Below are 17719 nucleotides of genomic sequence, written 5' to 3'. Positions count from 1 at the left end.
TTTAGCTCTGCTCTGCCTGTTTGCTCTCGTGTAACGGCTGGAAAGGGTTCCCAGCTTCGACACTCAATTCGTTAATTTTCGCCAGCATTAACTCATGGGTATTGTTGGCAACGTGGCGAACGCCTTCTTTGGTTTTATCGTGGATATGAATCGGCGGCAAAAATTCGATGATCATCTTGCCATTGTTCCAACGATTTAAGTCCACCAAATTATGGGAATTGCTAACACATACCGGAACGATAGGCACATCCGCTTGCATCGCCGTATGAAAGGCGCCGGTTTTAAAAGGGAGTAATCCACGTCCATAGCTACGGGTCCCCTCTGGAAATAACCATACAGAGATGTTTCGTTCTTTGATTTTTTGTGCCGCGGAGGCAATAGTACTGTGCGCTTTAGAGCGATTAGCACGATCGATAAGAATATTACCGGTGAACCAATACATCTGCCCAAAAAATGGGATCCACTTAAGGCTTTTTTTACCAATACTGACCGTACCTTTTGGCAACGAACCGGCAACCGTAAAAATATCATAGCTATTTTGATGATTACATACGTATACCACAGGACCTTCGTATTCGACGCCCTCGGGTTTACGTACTTCCAGCTTTACACCAATCGCGGGCGATAAGCCGCCAATCAAATGCGCTGAAAAATATACATTATCACGATGAAATGGACGAATAATACACATCAAAATGGATGTGAGTGTAGTCAGCACTAATGAAAACGCTAATGTCAAAATGCGCAGGATCGCTAACACAGTAAACCTCTATCGCTTAAATAAGGAGCGCAATTATACACAAATGTCGATAACAGAGGAAAAATTCTTACAATTATAGAACAGCTTGAATGTGACCCTTTAAGATTGAGTCAGGTAACGCTGCTGTTGATGTATCAAAAGCTGCAGACGAAAAAGCCGACATAAGCCGGCTTTGTTTGATCGTGAAGGGCGATTCTCCATAATCAGCCCTGGATGTTAGCGTTAGTTCGGGGAATCAATTTCCATGCGTTCAACACGTTGCAGGCCCCTGGGAAGCTTGTTGCCTCGACGACCACGTTCACCACGATAGTGCTCTAAATCGCTTGGTTTAAGGGTTAGCTTGCGTTTACCCGCGTATAGCGTCACGGAATCTTCATTACCAACAACACTCAATATAACCAGTAGTTCCTCTCGGGCCTTGGCGCGAGCGGACGGAATATTAATGATTTTATTCCCCTTACCTTTGCTTAGCTGCGGCAGGTCTTTTAATGGGAACAATAACATCCGACCTTCTGTGGTAATCGCTAAACAAGACAAGGATTCAATCTCAGACACCGCTTGTGGCGCCATAACTTCAGCGCCTTGCGGCAAACTTAATAACGCTTTACCATTTTTATTGCGCGATACCATATCGGAAAACTTGCCGATAAAGCCATAACCACTGTCACTCGCCAGTAAAAACGGCTGCTCATCATCGGCCATCACTGTCTGAGTTATGTTTTGGCCCGCGGCAATACTAAATCGACCGGTTAAAGGTTCCCCCTGACTTCTGGCGGAAGGCAGAGTGTGGGCATCGGTGGCAAATGCCCGACCAGAAGTGTCGATAAACACCACAGGACGATTGCTACGCCCTTTGGCGGAACATAGATAACTGTCCCCGGCTTTATAGGACATCGCCATCGGGTCAATATCATGCCCTTTCGCACAACGTGCCCAGCCTTTTTCAGACACAACCACAGAGACGGGCTCGGACGGCACCAGATCTTTTTCAGACATGGCTTTTGCTTCTGCGCGCTCGACCAGTTTTGAGCGACGTTCGTCACCATAATCTTCGGACGCTTTCAGGATCTCTTTTTTCATTAAAGTATTTAAGCGTGCTTTCGATGCCAGGATTTTTTCTAAGTGATCTCGCTCTTTACTCAATTCGTCCTGCTCGGCACGGATCTTAATTTCTTCAAGTTTGGCTAACTGACGAAGTTTAATTTCCAGAATTGCTTCCGCTTGAGTTTTTGATAACTCAAAACGCTGCATCAGCTCCGCTTTTGGATCATCGTATTCACGGATGATCGCAATGACTTCATCAATATTTAAATAGGCAATCAATAAACCATCGAGGATATGCAATCGCGCCAGCACTTTATCGAGACGATACTGCAAACGGCGGCGAATGGTCTCGCGCCGGTACTCCAGCCATTCTGACAGGATTTGCTTAAGATTCTTTACTGCTGGACGATTATCCAAGCCGAGCATATTTAAGTTAACCCGGTAGTTCTTTTCCAGATCCGTTGATGCAAATAAATGCTGCATCAAAGGTTCAATTTCGACCCGATTTGAACGCGGTACGATTACCAATCGCGTTGGATTTTCATGATCTGACTCATCGCGTAAATCCACCACCATCGGCAGTTTTTTGGCGGTCATTTGTCCGGCAATTTGCTCAAGAATTTTAGCGCCTGACGCCTGATGTGGAAGTGAGTTGATCACAACCTCGCCTTGCTCCATTTCGTAAACGGCACGCATTTTAATGCTGCCTCGACCGGTTTGATAAATCTTTTCAATATCCGCTTTGGGCGTGATAATTTCCGCATCGGTCGGATAATCTGGGCCTTTTACATGCTCGAGTAAATCTTGCAGCTCTGCTTTGGGTTGGTCGATTAGGTGCACACAGGCGTTGGCCATTTCCCGTACATTATGTGGCGGTATATCGGTTGCCATTCCGACTGCGATCCCGGTAATGCCATTGAGCATGATGTGTGGTAAACGCGCCGGTAAACATTTTGGCTCTTTTAAAGTACCATCAAAGTTTGGCAGCCAGTCGGCCGTGCCCTGCCCCAACTCAGAAAGTAATACTTCACTAAATTTTGAAAGCTTCGCTTCGGTATAACGCATTGCAGCAAAGGATTTGGGATCATCCGGCGCGCCCCAGTTGCCTTGTCCATCAACTAACGGATAGCGATAGGAGAATGGCTGAGCCATCAATACCATGGCCTCATAACAAGCCGAATCCCCATGCGGATGGAACTTACCCAATACATCACCGACGGTACGTGCCGATTTTTTGTATTTCGCCAGAGCGGTTAAACCCAATTCTGACATCGCATAAATAATGCGGCGTTGAACCGGCTTTAAACCATCACCGATGTGAGGCAATGCGCGATCCATGATCACGTACATGGAGTAATTTAAGTAGGCATCTTCTGTGAAGCGTCGTAAGGGAAGTTGTTCAATCCCTTCAAGGCTCATATCAATTGCATCAGACATAATATTACAATTTCCTGGAGGTTCGCCTGTCGGCCTAGCTGCGTTTTATTATTATTGTTCTAGCTTATCTGATATTTCCTTTTCACTAAATAGAGAAAATAAAATATTCTTTAAATTTAACCATTTTGACGACTATTCGCCTTTGATTTAGGAATGTTTTAGTGCCTCGGCCAATTCAAAATCCCAAAAACTCGCTTCAATTCGATGCCCCTCAGGATCGATAATAAAGCACCCGTAATAGGCATCGCCATAATCTTTTCGTGGCCCGGGTTTGCCGTTGCACCGGCCCCCCATGGCAAGCGCAGTTTTATAAAAATTTTCTACCTGCGATTTGCTGGTCGACATAAAGCCAATATGACTGCCGTTACCAACCGTGGCCTTTTGATCATTAAAGGGCTTTTGTAACCAAAAGGTCGGGTAGCCTTTGCCAAACGCGACAGCCGCAGAGTGCTCTGCAACTTGTTCGATATCCAAAGTCGCCAACACAGCGCGGTAAAACTCAATCATTTTGCTTAAATCATTACAGCCTAACGATAGATGACAAATGCTCTTTTGTGCTTGTTTTAACATTTTGTTCTTGGCTGACATAACGGCGCTCCTACATCGGTTTAGCTTTTGTGCTTCTTAGCTTATGTGCTTATTTGCTTAAATGCTTGTATATCAATGTATACATATATTTTTAGTGTTATCTTTGCCTATCAATCGAAGTTTGGTGGTGCTCGAACAACACGGTATTCATCAAAGAGCGTATGACATCAGGCGATAGGTTTTGGTGCTGGCACAAATTTAATCGTAAAACTTGCGATGACAAGCAGACCTGTTGCCATGAATAGACATCCTTGCAACCCATAGTTCAGGTACAAATATCCTGATGCGACTGTCCCCAATAAGCGCCCCATCGCATTCGCCATATAATAAAACCCGACATCCAGCGACACGCCATCGGATTTCGCCAATGCCACAATCAAATAACTATGCAGGGAAGAGTTAATAGCAAAGATAAATCCAAACGCCATTAAACCGACAACCAGAATCCAGGTCAAAGGCTCATGATCCGAGGCATACAGCTGAAAGATTATCCATAGTAGTAATGTGATCAGGGTGAGTGCCCAACCCCACACCGTCGCACTTTGTACCGCATTGCGATCACTTCGTTCCGTAATCATCGGCGCGATCCCCTGTATGAAACCATAACCAATCACCCAGGACGCCATAAATGCTCCAACGCGCCAGTCATTCCATCCCGCCTGACTGGCAAAATATACCGGCAACGCGACCACAAACCAGACATCTCTGGCGGCAAACAAACACATTCGAGCCAGAGACAATCGGTTTATCGCAGCGCTTTTCGAAAATATATCTTTAAACTTGACTTTATACTTGGCTTTACCCATGTCCTGTTGCAGGAAAATCGCCGAAATCACCGCCATCACCAATAAAAAAGATGCCATTGCCAGCATCGCATATTGAAAACCTAAAGTACTGAGCAGAATCGCACCGAGAAAGAATCCGACGCCTTTCAAGGTATTTTTTGAGCCCGTGAGAATCGCCACCCACTTATATAACTGCCCCTGCTGTTGTGCTGACACCAAATGTTTAACGCTGGATTTGGCACTCATTTTATTGAGGTCTTTAGCGATCCCCGATAAGGCCTGAGCCGCCATCACCCATGGGATCATTAAGTAATCTGCAGGTAAGGTCAGCATCAATAACGCCACAACCTGCATCAGCAAGCCCATTTGCATGGTTCGGTTTAAGCCAATCCTAGCACCTAGCCAGCCACCAACCAGATTGGTAACGACCCCAAAGAATTCATAAAATAGGAACAGCATGGCAATTTGTAAGGCGTCATAGCCTAGCGCATGAAAATGCAATACCACTAACATGCGCAGCGCTCCGTCGGTTAACGTAAACGCCCAGTAATTTAGGGTGACCAGTAAATACTGGCGCACCTTTGCCGGAAGTTGCTGAAAGCGTGACAGCATCATCACAAGGATTTTGCGACCTTCAACATGAGTTCCGCCGTTCGGTTCGCATAACCCCATTCATTATCGTACCAAAGGTATAGTTTCACCTGCCGTTTATTGATGACCATCGTCGATAAGGCATCGACAATACAAGAGCGCGGATCGGTTTTATAATCAATGGATACCAATGGACGTTCTTCATAACCGAGTATGCCTGCCAACTCTCCTTGCTCAGCGTCGGCAAATAGTCGATTCACCTCTTCAACATCGGTATCACGACTCATTTCAAATGCACAATCAGTTAACGACGCATTCGCCAATGGCACACGCACCGCATGACCGTTTAAACGCCCTTTAAGTTCTGGAAAAATATGGGTGATGGCGGTCGCCGAACCGGTGGTGGTCGGGATCAGGCTCATCCCGCATGCTCGTGAACGGCGCAAATCTTTATGCGGTGCATCGAGTATGGTTTGGGTATTGGTAATATCATGAATGGTGGTCATGCTGCCGTGATGAATCCCAATCGCCTCATGGAGCACTTTAACCGCCGGAGCCAGGCAGTTCGTAGTACAAGAGGCTGCGGTAACAATATCGTAGCTATCTGGATCATAGAGATGATCATTCACCCCCATCACGATATCTAACACTCCTTGCTGTTTTACGGGTGCCGTAACTACGACTTTTTTAACGCCTTGTTGCAAATACGCCGCAAGCTTTTCTTTGGTTTTCATCTTACCACTGGCTTCGATGACAATATCGCATAACGACCAGTCGGTATCTTCGATAGCGGTATTTTCACTGGTGGATATCACGCTTCCCGCAACTGTGATTGTGTTATCGCAGGCGACCGCTTCTTGGTGCCAACGACCATGTACTGAGTCAAAATTTAGCAAATGCGCCAGTGTATTGGCATCGCCAGCAGGATCGTTAATATGAACGAACTCCACTTCCGGCCAATCCCACGCAGCGCGCATAACCAAGCGCCCCATGCGCCCAAAACCGTTGATGCCTACTCGAATTGTCATCGTACATTTCCTAATAAATTAATCATAAATATTTGCTATCTCACCAGATTTTTACAGACAACCTGATGTTGAGCGAGTCAGCATTGCCAATGCGTTAGCCGCATAACCTTGATGCTTAGCCAAGCATTCTTGTAACGTGGTTGTACACCATTGAGGCAAAGACTGGTTTAGAGAATAGAACACCCACTGCCCTTGGCGACGGCTGGTAATCAATTCCTGTTGTTTTAATAGTGCCAGATGACGAGAAATTTTTGGCTGAGAGAGCGCAAGCGCTGTGGTTAAGTCACACACGCAGAGTTCCTGCTCTTTAGTTAACAGTAAAAGAATTTTCAGCCGGGTATCGTCGGCCAGAGATTTAAAAAATAATAATGGAAAGCTGTCTGGCATCGTAAATTACATCGTATTAAAAATGCTCGGTGAATAATGTTTATCAAGCCTGTTGATTCGCACCATATACGTTAAATCATATATATGCAATTACATATAAGCAATATAACTTATTTAATTCATTAACAATATTCTCTCCGGCGTTCACACTAGCCTAGTATTTTAACCGTCATTAAGGTATTAATATGGCACGAATAAGTGAACGGGTTATCGCAGGTAAAGGGATTTATGAGCTGGTCAAAATTTAAGTTTAATTGTCGAATTCTGACCACCCAGTTAAAGCACGGAAAAAGTAGAGTTCAGGCATTGGAGACGATTGAAGATGCTAAATCGAATTTTCCGTTTAATAAAAGCAAAATTGCTGCCTTGCCAACATTTCTGTTTAGTCGAATGTTGGATCTCGAAGATGATAAAAAATTAGCATATTCTGCGAAATTATATAGTCAGCTCGATTTTCACTCATCTACTTTCGATGCCAATCAACGAAAAAGATATCGTAATTTTCAAATCTATTTAACTTGGTTATTTATTGTCTTTGTGTTGGTCGGCGGTATTTATCGCCATCATGTATTGCCAAACTTTGAAGCAGTTTATGCTGAGCTCGAGATATCTGTATCGGCCTCTCTAATGACGATGGATTCAATATGGCTTAGTGGAATTTTCCTGCTCGCCAGTGCCTTGTTGATCACATTTATCCTTAACCACTTTATTAAGAAAGTGGATAATTACATTATCAAACCAAACAAATCACGGTTGTTTCGTATTATCGTTCCGGGCAAAATTCGGCGCCAGATAGATGCTATTCACCAGTTAATAATGGCCCCGCTTGCTAGCAATGGCACTCCAATCACACAATCAATAAATTGGCTTGAAGCAAATCAACTGAATGTTGCAGAAGAAATTAATGCGATGATATTGGAACAGAAAAACATCCTCGAAAACGATATAGAAAAACGGATGGGTTGGTATATTGCGTTAGTATTTTTGCTGATTATATTTCTAATTTATGAACTGGTTAACGTTATGTATCTACCGATATTTCAATTGGGAGCAACAATATGAAGCGAGTAAATGGATTTACCCTAATCGAATTAATGATCGTCGTCGCCATCATTGGTATATTGGCCTCCGTTAGTTTGCCTGCCTATCAAACATACACCATAAAAGCACATATGGCGGAGCCCATGACTTATGCCGGCAACATCAAACAATCAATTACCGAGTATTATGCGCACAACTTAGCCTTTCCTAAAGATAATCAGGAGGCGGGATTGCCGCAAGCGGACAAATTGATGACCAATAAAATAGAAAGTGTCACGGTCGAAAATGGCGCATTTCATATCAAAATTGGCAATGCTGCGCCGCAGGTTTTAAGAGGTCAATACTTAACGTTTCGTCCAGTCGTAGTCGATGGTAGTCCAACGAGCCCAATATCCTGGCTATGTGGGTACGATCAAGCCTACAAGGGTTTGACCGCAATTGGCGAAAATAAAACCGACGTGAGTCAAGAATTCTTGTCCGGTGATTGCAGAGGCTAGCTAGCAACGGACCAATCAACGGCGTTTATTGGAAATGAAAAAGGCAGGTTATCCCTGCCTTTTTTAATTGGGGTAAACAACAAGCTTAATTTAGCTCATCGTTTTTCACATATTTTGTGCCTTTCAAGGTGGCCTGCAACGCTAAGCCACTTTCTGTCATCTGATAAACGATGATATCGCCAATCGTCACGCCACCGCTGGTTTGACCGCCTTTATCGCCGGCTTTAGCTGCCGCATCGGCTTCACCACCAAATGCCCAGCCATCTTCAACAAACTTATCCATCGCGGCTTGGGTTTTAAAGACAAATACCGCACGGAAATCTTTTGCACCTAAACCAAGGCCTACACCACCTTCATACATGTCCATATAGGTGTTTTCGCCAGTGTTATTGTCATGTACAACACCGTATCCGGTGCCTGCAGCAACGATTAGCAGGTTCACTTGAGCGTTTGAAAATACCGCATATCCCGGCGCTTTCATAATGATATCTTTGGCCCCCGGACTTTCCTGTTCAACATCGGCAACCACTTCTTCACTCATTGATAAAATGGTGGCGCGTTGCTCATCGGGGGTATCGCCGTCGGCTGAACAGCCGACGAACATAAAGACTGCTAATAGACTTATAAGTTTTTTCATTGCATAGCCTCACTTGGATAGAAATTTAGTGTAATTAGAGGCTTACCAAATTTCCTTTTTCTTGAAGCCATTCCTTCCGATCACCGGCACGTTTTTTGGAAAGCAACATATCCATGAGTTCCATGGTATTGTCATAATCGTCAACTGTCAGTTGCACCAAGCGCCTTGTGTTCGGATCCATGGTGGTTTCACGCAATTGAAGGGGGTTCATTTCACCCAAACCTTTAAACCGCTGTACGTTTACCTTGCCACGTTTTTTCTCTGCTTCAATTCGATCGAGTATCCCTTCCTTTTCCTGTTCATCCAAGGCGTAATACACTTCTTTACCGACGTCGATACGATACAACGGCGGCATCGCCACATAAACATGACCGGCCTGAACCAAAGGTAAAAAATGTTGGGTAAATAGCGCACAAAGCAATGTTGCAATGTGCAATCCATCCGAATCCGCATCGGCAAGAATACAAATTTTGCCGTACCGCAATGAAGAAAGATCTTCACTGTCCGGATCGATTCCCAAGGCCACAGAGATATCGTGGATTTCCTGCGAAGCAAGAATCTGTCCTGATTCCACTTCCCAAGAGTTCAAAATTTTACCTCGTAAAGGCATTATAGCCTGAAATTCTCGATCCCGTGCCTGTTTAGCACTTCCTCCTGCAGAATCCCCCTCAACCAGAAATAATTCTGTTCTTTCAGGCTCTTGAGATCCACAATCGGTAAGCTTTCCTGGCAACGCGGGTCCCTGGGTAACTTTTTTACGCACCACTTTTTTACTGGCTCGCATACGACGCTGAGCGTTACTGATACAAAACTCTGCCAACGCTTCGGCAATATCGGTATGTTCGTTTAACCATAAACTAAACGAGTCTTTTACCACACCAGAAACAAAGGCTGAACATTGTCGAGAAGATAATCTTTCTTTGGTTTGTCCGGCAAATTGTGGGTCCTGAATTTTCACCGACAAAATAAAACAACATTTATCCCAGATATCATCAGGGGTGAGTTTTACTCCCCGCGGGATCAAATTACGGAACTCACAAAACTCGCGCATCGAGTCCAGTAATCCCTGACGCAAACCATTCACATGGGTACCGCCTTGGATCGTCGGGATCAAGTTAACGTAACTCTCCCCGACAGTTTCACCGCCTTCAACTAACCAGTTTACAGCCCAATCTACCGCTTCGTGTTGCGATGAATAGGAACCAATGAAGGGTTGTTCCGGCAAACTCGTCCAATTACTGACCGCATCTTTCAGGTAATCCTCAAGGCCATTCTCATAACACCATTGATGTTTTTCATTTTTCACTTTGTCGTGGAATTTAATACTCAACCCAGGACAAAGAACGGCTTTCGCTTTTAATATGTGGCATAGCTTATTTACGGAAAACTTTGGCGTATCGAAATAACTCGCATCTGGCCAAAAGCGCACACACGTACCCGTATTGCGTTTACCTACGGTGCCAGTTTCCACAAGATCTGACGCTTTTTCACCATTTTCAAAGGCCATCTCAAAAATTTTGGCATTGCGCTTTACCGTCACTTCGACTCGCGTCGACAGTGCATTCACAACCGAGATACCTACCCCGTGCAAACCACCAGAAAATTGATAGTTTTTATTTGAAAATTTACCACCCGCATGTAGCTTGGTAAAAATCAGTTCGACGCCAGGAACCCCTTCTTCGGGATGCACATCGGTTGGCATGCCTCGACCATCATCGATAACTTCTAACGATTGATCTTCATGAAGAATCACCTGAATATTGCTGGCATGGCCAGCAAGGGCTTCATCGACAGAGTTATCGATAACTTCCTGTCCCAGGTGGTTTGGTCGGATAGTGTCGGTATACATGCCGGGACGGCGGCGAACCGGGTCCAGGCCACTTAATACTTCGATTGATTCAGAATTATATTGCTCGGTCATCTGCTTAATCTGGCTGTTGAGTTATTAGAATTATTATTTAAATGAGTTTTCTGCAATTGAAAAAAGTCCGCAATATCGTTCAGCATGTTGGCAAAACCGACAAAACTGTGGTCGCCGCCTTGTTGGACAATCATCTGACATTGCTTATATTTTTCTACCGCCTGACGATAATCTAACACTTCATCACCAGTTTGTACCATCACTAAAAAATTTAGTGGGCTTTCAATGCCGACACAAAACTCTCGCAACGATTGTAAATCAGCGCTGGTGATATGGTAAGTCTCTGCGGTATACGGATTCGTATGCTCGCCTAGCACCTCTTGCAGAAGCTCAAAGGGGCGCACTGCCGGATTAATCAATACGGCTTTTGCTTGCAATTTTTCAGCAAGATACGTGGCAAAATAGCCGCCAAGTGAACTGCCGATAAAATACCAGGTACTCATCGGTCTTGAACGGACAATCGTTTGCAGCTGTTCTACCGCGTCGTTAGGGGTGTTCTTTAACTGTGGACAATGAAATTCCACATCGGGGAAATGCTGGCGAAAGTATTCACGAGCTTTTTCCGCTTTCAATGATTTTGGTGAACTATTAAAACCATGAATAAATAAAATTTGTGAATTGTTCAAAGATAATTCCTTCATAAATCAAACAATAATATACGGACGCTAACTCACCCTTACGCCATCATAAGCCAGACTTATGATTTGTGTGGTAAGTGTATTATTCCGATAACAAAATTGTCGGTATCCCGGCCCCTGAGGTAATGGCCTGACACCATCATAAGCGGGATCGAACTGAATCGATGTCGCCGGACACCCATATAGGGGGGCTTTATTTTCACCACTAGCGGCAATCGTCAAGCCACGATGGATATGACCGCAAGCTACTCCAATCACATTTTCCTGTTGATTCACGATTTGCCAAAACTCCTGACGATTTTCGAGCCCATGTCGGTCGATAAAGTAATTTACCGGTAACGGATGATGGTGCATGAATATCAACGTCGGGGTTGATACATTCGCCAGTTTTTGTAACTCCTCGGGTTTTACTAAACCCGCGGGACTATCCGATTTGGAATTTAACAATAACAACTGCAGGTCGTCGACATTCACCGTTTTATCGTGGTGAATCAAAGGGTGATCAAGCAGCGTATTCATTTTTTCCAGCGAGTCATGGTTTCCTGCCAGCCAGTAAATCGGCACCTGAATCCCGCTTTCCGTCATTGCCTCAACAAAATTCCGATAACTTTGATCACTATGATCCTGAGTCAAATCGCCAGTAAAAATGGCAAACTGAATATTCTGCTCGTCGCGAATATGAACAAGTACTTCCAGCAGATTTTGATAAACATTCTGACCAAAATGTGAAGAAGACTTGTCGCCGAATAAATGACTGTCACTAAATTGGGCAAAGACGATACTAGACACCTTGATAACTTAATTGGCTATTTAACTGCAGTTTGCCCCAGACGCAGGCAGGTTTGCAACCACTCCGTCAGGAACAGCTGGGTTTGCTGTTTTTCGTCGGGTTGCATCATCGCCTGATTTGGATAATCGTATCTCGGTTTGATCTGGCGAGTTTGCGCAGACTCGATAATTTCCGCCACGCGGGCATCATGGTACAGCCGGATCACCATAAACGGTTTACTAACCAGCTTTCCCATAACACTAGAGTTTGATGCTTTGTGGGTGAGTTGCCTGAATTCGACAACATGGGTGTAACGGGATTGCTCGGTGATGGTTAACTGAAACGCATGATCATCATCAATAAAAAACTCTCGCAGTTCGCCAACGTCATTGATGTTTCCCATTAGCCGCAACAACAACACATAATTAATTTCGCAACTATTTAATAGTTTTTTTAAATCAGGATGATAGCGCTGAGAATGAGTCACGATAAATTCCACTACTTATTATTTAAGGCGACAATTTTTGATAATTTAACGCCAACCACTGTAAAGCAATTATAGTAGACGCATTGGTAATACGACCCTGTGTCATTAAATCAAGGGCTTGCTCTCGCGTATAAAGATGGGTGCGAATGTCTTCATTTTCATGATCCAGACCATGCAATTTCCCAGCGAGACTCTCCGGCAAGTCACACAGCCCCAAATAAAGGTAGAGCTTTTCACTGGTACCTCCCGGGCTCGAGAAATACTCCATAATGAAAATCAAATCATCCGGCTGTAATTGGATTCCCGCCTCTTCATCTGACTCCCTGATAGCTACCTCAGCAGGGCTTTCTCCAGCCTCAATCATTCCTGCAACTGGCTCTAATAACCAGGCCTGTTCATCAGGACGTACTGCGCCGGCACGAAACTGTTCAACCAGTAATACTTTATCCTGACGTTGGTCGTAAGGAAGCAGGATTACCGCATCACCCCGTTCAAAAATTTCTCGGGTAAATGTCCGAGACATCCCGCCACCAAAGAGTTCGTGCTGTATATGCCACTCGTCAACCCGGAAAAAGCCCTTAAACACGGTCTTCTTGTTTTTAACTAAAACTTTGGCTGGATTTGCCTTAACGTCGCTATTTTCAGAAATCATTGTGAATACTTAGTAATCAATACAAGGCGTTAGAAATAAATTCTGTTACACTTTAATCGATATCATTAACTGATATCTCTTCAGCATACCATTAATAATCGATACAATGGCTGAAAATAATTAAAGTTTGAGTAGAAACAGGAAAAACTCATGACAAATAAACTGAATGCGTTATTTGTTGGCGTGGTATTGGCGTGTACAAGCTCCATTGTCGCAGCCGAAGATTTGAAGGAAGTGTATCAGTTGGCATTAGCCAATGATCCAACGGTTCAAAAAGCAAAAGCTCAATATCAAGCCAGTGAAGAACGTATTACCCAGGCTCGTTCGGTATTATTACCGCAAATCAATGGTGCCTTGGGATATACGTCTAGTGCCTCAACCAGTCCATCTTTATTGGCGACCTTTGCCGGAGAAGAAGAGTTAGAAGTCACAACCGATCGTGATGTGTTCGATTACGGCATTAACCTGAACATGCAGCTTTATCATCACAATAGTTGGATCACGCTGGAAACGACTCAGAAAGCCGCTCATCAGTTTGATTTAAATTATCAATTTGCCAAGCAGCAATTGATCACTCGAGTGACTACCGCGTATTTCGATGTGTTAGCGGCACAGGACGGTTTGGAATTTGCTATCGCGGAAAAAAATGCCATTGAACGTCAACTCGAACAAACCAAACAACGTTTCTCGGTTGGCTTAACCGCGATCACCGATGTTCATGAAGCACAGGCGCAGTACGATAATTCGATTGCAGAAGAAATTCGTGCACAAAATGCCGTTTATCAAGCTGAAGAAATTCTTCGCGAAATCACTGGAAAATACCCACGCAAGCTCGATACTCTCAATACGGAGCGATTCAGCGCAGTAATGCCAACGCCAAGTTCTGCGGACAATTGGCAGCAACTTGCTGAAGCGAAAAACTTACAGTTAATCAATCAAAAAGTGTCGGTAGATATCGCTAAAGAAAATATTGATTTAGCCTTTTCTGGTCACCTTCCTACCTTAAGTCTTACCGGTAGCATTGGCGGGTCGTCTACAGACCAAAGTAATGACCCTGCGACATTTATCGGCCCAGACGGATTACCGCTGTCAACGGGCCAAACGTTAAATGGCAGCAAAAACGACAGTAATTCGATTGGCGTGCAATTAAATGTCCCTATTTTTTCGGGCCTTCGCACCAGTTCTCAAGTTGATGAAGCCAAACACTTGTATGTGTCTGCCAATCAGGATTTGCAAATTACCTACCGCGCCGTGGTTCGTGAATCGAGAAGTGCTTATAACACAATCGTAGCGACAATTTCCGGCGTAAAAGCGTTTGAGCAATCGGTTGTTTCTGCAGAAAGTGCATTAAAAGCCACCGAAGCAGGTTTCGAAGTGGGTACCCGTACCATCGTTGATGTGTTGGACAGCACTCGGAATTTATATAATGCCAAGCGTAACCTGTCGACGACTCGTTACCAGTACATTATTAACATGCTGTTGTTAAAAGAATCGGCAGGTACCATTACCGAAGAAGACATTAACACCATCAATGCTGGCCTTCAAGAAGCCAAACCGATGGACCCGGACAACGTCTAGGCTTGTTAAACTATAGATTCAAAAAAGCCCGCTAGCGCGGGCTTTTTTGTTTTAGAGGGAAGATGAACAGAGGGATAAAACATTCTCGCTGTGATGTTTTGGGTGGAGAAAATGCGATTTAAAGAGCATTTTGGTTCATTGAAAAAGCGCCTCTTCGAGATGTACATCATCTCGACTCCACCATTTCAGCTTCGCTGAAACTCCACCGAAAATTGCTCCTGCATTTTCGGCATACCGACCATCCTTGGTCATAACCTTCGAAATTTTGAATCCCTCCACAAAACTTCCCTCATAGATTTGGAAGCTTCCCGTTCGATTCGCGTCAGTCTCGACAGCGAATCGAACTAATCTTCTAAACGAATCGTATTGATAATTTCCGTGGTGGATATACCATCTTCAAAATTTAGTACCCTGACTTCACCGCCATTGGCAATGACTTCTTTGCCGCCCGCAATCGCATCAACGGTATAATCACCACCTTTGACCAGGACATCCGGTAATAAGCCTGCTATCAATCGTTGCGGAGTATCTTCGGAAAAGTTCACCACCCAGTCAACCGCACCAAGTCCCGCTAATACCGCCATACGACGATCCACCGGATTAATCGGTCTGCCATTGCCTTTTAAGCGCTTAACCGAGTCGTCGTCATTAACCGCGACGATTAACCGGTCACCAATCGCACTGGCGTGAGTTAAATACGATACGTGACCGGCATGGAGAATATCAAAGCAACCATTGGTCATAACTATTTTCTCACCGCGTTCCCGCGCCTGTTCCATAATGAATTTAAGTTGCTGTTCAGTAACCACCCCGGAGCCGCTTTCCTGGCCGGATTGAATCGCCTGAGAAATTTCCACTTCACTGACGGTAGACGTGCCGAGTTTACCGACTACGATACCCGCCGCAATATTTGCTAATGCACTGGCTTGACCGAATGATGAACCTGCAGCAATGGATAATGCTAAGGTGGCAATTACTGTATCTCCGGCACCGGTAACATCGAAGACCTCTTTCGCATGCGTCGGCAAATGCAATTCTTCTTCATTGGCACGAATTAACGTCATGCCGTGCTCTGAACGCGTGACAAGCAAAGCTTTCAAATCCAGTTCTGCGAGCAGTTTTTGTCCTTTATCGAGAATGTCCTGTTCATCATGGCAAAGGCCAACCACCGCTTCAAACTCTGACATATTCGGCGTAATAAGATCCGCACCGCGATACTTGCTAAAGTCATCACCTTTCGGATCAACCAAGACTGGAATTTTATGGTGTTTAGCAATCTTAATCAGCCTTTGCACATCGCTTAGGGTACCTTTGGCATAATCGGATAATAGCAACAGATGGTGCTGATCAATGTGCTGTTCGACCTGCTGATATAATTCATCTTTATTCAGTTCATCCAAAGAGTCTTCAAAATCCAGGCGAATCAACTGTTGATTACGGCTCATAACCCGTAGCTTGGTAATCGTTGGAATATCCGGGTAGCGGGCAAATTGGCAGATAACATCCAGCGATGAAAGGGATGAATCTAAGGCATCACTAGCTTCATCTTCACCGGTAATACCCGATAATGTTACCTGGCCACCAAGGCTGGCAATGTTCAAGGCAACGTTAGCGGCACCGCCTGGACGGTCTTCGTTGTTATCGATTTTCACCACAGGTACTGGCGCTTCTGGTGAGATTCGGGACGTTGGCCCCAACCAGTATCGGTCAAGCATAATGTCGCCAACCACCATCACTCTTGCGCCACTAAAATTTGGAATATCTACTTTCATACCGCTTTCCATTTTGGATATAATTTCAGAATCGAGCCTATCACTTCACACTGAAATCATTTTAAGTGTTAATTATGGGTATAGTGTATCATAAGCTTTTTGATGAGTTGACGTTGCCTTGAGTAAAAACAAAGTATTACAAACCAAATTTAAAGCCAGCTTCTTATTACCAAAGTATTGGTTAACTTGGCTCGGCGTCATTGTGTTATTCACCATTTCCCTGCTGCCGTACCGACTGCAATTTATATTGGGTTGTGGGATTGGCCGATTATTACAGAGAATTGGCGGTTCAAGACAACGGGTCGCACAAAAAAATATCGACGTTTGCTTTCCCCACTTAAGTCAGGAAAAAAGGGATGCATTAGTTCGCAAAAATTTTGAAAATACCGGCATCGCGCTATTGGAAACAGGCATGGGTTGGTGGTGGCCAGATTGGCGGGTAAAACGTAAGTTCACCTTAACAGGATTAGAGCATATCACTAATGCTCAACAGCAAGGGCACGGTGTTTTGTTGTTGGCATTTCACAATCTATCGCTGGAGTTACACTGCCGAGGCTTTGGCTTACATCAAAAAAGCGTCGTCTTTTATCGCCCCCACAATAATCCTTTAATGGAGTACTTCCAATACAAAGGACGTGGTCGTTCTAATAAATACATGCTAGGAAAGCGAGATGTCAAAGGCTTAATTTCAGCATTGCACGACCACGAAAGCTGTATCTACTTACCGGATCAGGATTATGGCCGTAACCGCTCGGTATTTATTCCATTTTTCAATGTCCCTGATACCGCGACAACCACAGGAACTATGATATTCGCTAAACAAAAAGGCGTGAAAACGTTTTTAATCGATCCGAGTCGCAATGACAAAACCGGTCAGTATTTGGTAGAAATCAAACCGGTATTTGACGATATCCCAAGTGGCGATGATATCGCCGATCTCACCAAAATAAACCAACAGCTTGAAAAGGCGATCAGTGCAAATCCTGAACAATATATGTGGTTGCATCGACGTTTTAAAACCCGCCCAGATGCTGACGCGGAACCTTTCTACAAAAAATAGTGCTCAAGTAGGTTTAATATAAAGGCCTTTTAAAGGCCTTTATTATG

General features: G+C 44.4%; 17 protein-coding genes. 4 read left to right on the top strand and 13 right to left on the bottom strand.

Features of this window, described 5'->3' with window-relative positions:
- Position 1 precedes the first annotated feature (1 nt).
- The 6 genes from FE810_RS03125 to FE810_RS03100 form a co-directional block, all read right to left on the bottom strand.
- A complete protein-coding gene (locus FE810_RS03125) occupies positions 2 to 760 on the bottom strand; it encodes a 1-acylglycerol-3-phosphate O-acyltransferase (protein WP_138318572.1) in 759 nt (252 codons plus the stop codon).
- Positions 761 to 982: 222 nt separating this feature from the next.
- Entirely contained in the window at positions 983 to 3241 is a 2259-nt protein-coding gene (gene parC / locus FE810_RS03120) for a DNA topoisomerase IV subunit A (RefSeq protein ID WP_138318571.1), read from the bottom strand.
- 147 nt (positions 3242 to 3388) lie between these two features.
- Positions 3389 to 3829, bottom strand: a complete 441-nt coding sequence (locus FE810_RS03115) for a VOC family protein (protein WP_138318570.1) — start codon at positions 3827 to 3829, stop codon at positions 3389 to 3391.
- Positions 3830 to 3996: 167 nt separating this feature from the next.
- Positions 3997 to 5226, bottom strand: coding sequence for an organoarsenical effux MFS transporter ArsJ (gene arsJ / locus FE810_RS03110; RefSeq protein WP_138318689.1), 1230 nt, complete (start codon positions 5224 to 5226; stop codon positions 3997 to 3999).
- A gap of 2 nt (positions 5227 to 5228) precedes the next feature.
- Positions 5229 to 6233: an ArsJ-associated glyceraldehyde-3-phosphate dehydrogenase gene (locus tag FE810_RS03105; protein ID WP_138318569.1), complete on the bottom strand. Its 1005-nt coding sequence runs from the start codon at positions 6231 to 6233 to the stop codon at positions 5229 to 5231.
- Positions 6234 to 6284: 51 nt separating this feature from the next.
- Positions 6285 to 6620 (bottom strand): ArsR/SmtB family transcription factor, encoded by a 336-nt coding sequence (locus FE810_RS03100; RefSeq protein ID WP_138318568.1) that lies wholly within the window; start codon positions 6618 to 6620, stop codon positions 6285 to 6287.
- A 306-nt stretch (positions 6621 to 6926) separates the two neighbouring features.
- Here FE810_RS03100 and FE810_RS03095 point away from each other — a divergent pair, with 306 nt between their 5' ends.
- Both FE810_RS03095 and FE810_RS03090 read left to right on the top strand, forming a co-directional pair.
- A complete protein-coding gene (locus FE810_RS03095) occupies positions 6927 to 7682 on the top strand; it encodes a hypothetical protein (protein ID WP_212744451.1) in 756 nt (251 codons plus the stop codon).
- A complete protein-coding gene (locus tag FE810_RS03090) occupies positions 7679 to 8158 on the top strand; it encodes a pilin (RefSeq protein ID WP_138318566.1) in 480 nt (159 codons plus the stop codon). The genes FE810_RS03095 and FE810_RS03090 overlap by 4 nt, the downstream gene beginning before the upstream one ends.
- A gap of 85 nt (positions 8159 to 8243) precedes the next feature.
- On the opposite strand, the gene FE810_RS03085 is transcribed toward FE810_RS03090, so the two are convergent.
- From FE810_RS03085 to FE810_RS03060, 6 genes are read right to left on the bottom strand one after another with little or no spacing between them, the layout of a single operon-like run.
- On the bottom strand, positions 8244 to 8795 hold the full coding sequence (locus FE810_RS03085; RefSeq protein WP_138318565.1) for a lipid-binding SYLF domain-containing protein: 552 nt from the start codon (positions 8793 to 8795) through the stop codon (positions 8244 to 8246).
- 34 nt (positions 8796 to 8829) lie between these two features.
- A complete protein-coding gene (parE, locus tag FE810_RS03080) occupies positions 8830 to 10716 on the bottom strand; it encodes a DNA topoisomerase IV subunit B (RefSeq protein ID WP_138318564.1) in 1887 nt (628 codons plus the stop codon).
- The gene (locus FE810_RS03075; RefSeq protein ID WP_246036874.1) at positions 10713 to 11342 is read right to left on the bottom strand and encodes a YqiA/YcfP family alpha/beta fold hydrolase; all 630 of its coding nucleotides are present in this window, start codon (positions 11340 to 11342) and stop codon (positions 10713 to 10715) included. The genes parE and FE810_RS03075 overlap by 4 nt, the downstream gene beginning before the upstream one ends.
- A gap of 39 nt (positions 11343 to 11381) precedes the next feature.
- Positions 11382 to 12143, bottom strand: a complete 762-nt coding sequence (locus tag FE810_RS03070) for a metallophosphoesterase (protein WP_171022236.1) — start codon at positions 12141 to 12143, stop codon at positions 11382 to 11384.
- Between the two features lie 17 nt (positions 12144 to 12160).
- A complete protein-coding gene (locus tag FE810_RS03065; RefSeq protein ID WP_138318561.1) occupies positions 12161 to 12610 on the bottom strand; it encodes a DUF1249 domain-containing protein in 450 nt (149 codons plus the stop codon).
- Between the two features lie 22 nt (positions 12611 to 12632).
- Positions 12633 to 13262 (bottom strand): NUDIX domain-containing protein, encoded by a 630-nt coding sequence (locus FE810_RS03060; RefSeq protein WP_138318560.1) that lies wholly within the window; start codon positions 13260 to 13262, stop codon positions 12633 to 12635.
- A gap of 150 nt (positions 13263 to 13412) precedes the next feature.
- Between FE810_RS03060 and tolC the strand changes: the two genes are divergently transcribed.
- The gene (gene tolC, locus FE810_RS03055; RefSeq protein WP_138318559.1) at positions 13413 to 14840 is read left to right on the top strand and encodes an outer membrane channel protein TolC; all 1428 of its coding nucleotides are present in this window, start codon (positions 13413 to 13415) and stop codon (positions 14838 to 14840) included.
- A gap of 344 nt (positions 14841 to 15184) precedes the next feature.
- Here tolC and hldE read toward each other — a convergent pair whose 3' ends face one another.
- The gene (hldE, locus tag FE810_RS03050; protein WP_138318558.1) at positions 15185 to 16612 is read right to left on the bottom strand and encodes a bifunctional D-glycero-beta-D-manno-heptose-7-phosphate kinase/D-glycero-beta-D-manno-heptose 1-phosphate adenylyltransferase HldE; all 1428 of its coding nucleotides are present in this window, start codon (positions 16610 to 16612) and stop codon (positions 15185 to 15187) included.
- 118 nt (positions 16613 to 16730) lie between these two features.
- On the opposite strand from hldE, the gene lpxL reads away from it, so the two are divergent.
- Positions 16731 to 17672, top strand: coding sequence for an LpxL/LpxP family Kdo(2)-lipid IV(A) lauroyl/palmitoleoyl acyltransferase (gene lpxL, locus FE810_RS03045; RefSeq protein ID WP_138318557.1), 942 nt, complete (start codon positions 16731 to 16733; stop codon positions 17670 to 17672).
- Positions 17673 to 17719 lie beyond the last annotated feature (47 nt).

It is taken from the genome of Thalassotalea litorea (genome assembly GCF_005843925.1).
GTDB classification, from domain to species: domain Bacteria; phylum Pseudomonadota; class Gammaproteobacteria; order Enterobacterales; family Alteromonadaceae; genus Thalassotalea_A; species Thalassotalea_A litorea_A.
This window is presented reverse-complemented; position numbering and strand designations above follow the sequence as displayed.